At 66.3% G+C, this 410-nt stretch carries 1 protein-coding gene; it reads right to left on the minus strand.

Features of this window, described 5'->3' with window-relative positions:
- A partial coding sequence (locus M3600_RS28625; protein WP_251648591.1) for a sulfatase-like hydrolase/transferase occupies positions 1-410 on the minus strand: 410 nt, incomplete at both ends.

The raw sequence follows: 410 nt of genomic DNA on the forward strand, positions 1-410 counted from the left end.
GATCAGGTCACCCACGCCGAAATAGTCGTCGAAGCCGTACGCGCGGATCGTGCGGTTGTAGTCGGCCACGGGCGCCGTGTACGGGCTCGCGGTTTCGTGCATCGACGCGCTCAGGTGCCACTTGCCGAGATACGCGGCGTAGTAGCCGGCGTCGCGCAGCATGTGGCCGACCGTGCGAATGTCCGGCGACATGTCCTTTTGCCAGGGCAGGCCCGCGTTGTCGAGCACGCCGGTGTGCTGGATGTGCTGGCCCGTGTAGACCGTCGAACGCGACGGCGAGCACACGCATGCGGCGATCTGGTGGTGCATGAAGGTGATGCCGTCGCGGCGCAGCGCTTCGCGGCCGGGCACGGGGAACGGCCAGCGGTCGAAATGGCGTTCCTGGTCGGTCAGGATGAACAGGATGTTGT

The organism is Niallia sp. MER 6, assembly GCF_023714395.1.
Taxonomy (GTDB): Bacteria; Bacillota; Bacilli; order Bacillales; family Cytobacillaceae; genus Niallia.